At 64.4% G+C, this 405-nt stretch carries 1 protein-coding gene; it reads left to right on the plus strand.

Annotation, left to right across the window (positions count from 1 at the left end; all coding sequences use genetic code 11):
- Positions 1–238, plus strand: a 238-nt coding sequence (locus IF17_RS01000000136945) for an AMP-binding protein (RefSeq protein WP_032773209.1), incomplete at its 5' end; no start/stop codon positions are given.
- Positions 239–405: the final 167 nt, after the last annotated feature.

The following is a 405-nucleotide window of genomic DNA, read 5'->3' on the forward strand; positions in this document are numbered from 1 at the left end:
GGTGATCGAACATCGCAATGTGGTTCGGCTGTTCACGCATGGGGTGAAGGAGTACGGCCTGGGGCCGGAGGATGTATGGACCCTGTTCCATTCCTACTCCTTCGACGTGTCCGTCTGGGAAGTGTGGGGCGCGCTGGCGCACGGTGGCCGGCTGGTGATCCTGCCCCGGGAGGTGACCCGCAGCCCGGAAGTCCTGCTGGGGGTGCTGCAATCCTGTTCAGCGCGGGCGAGGAACTGACGACCATTCCCGCCTCGGCGCTCTTCCCGCTGGGCCGAGAGCCGGATGTCCGAGAGACCCGGTTGGTGAACATGTATGGGATTACGGAGACGGCGATTCATGCGACGCATGGCCGGGTGGTGTTTGCGTCGGATGGTTCGTTCGATGCGACGGTGGGGCGTCCGTTG

The sequence above is a fragment of the Streptomyces cyaneofuscatus genome, from assembly GCF_000718135.1.
GTDB lineage: Bacteria > Actinomycetota > Actinomycetes > Streptomycetales > Streptomycetaceae > Streptomyces > Streptomyces cyaneofuscatus.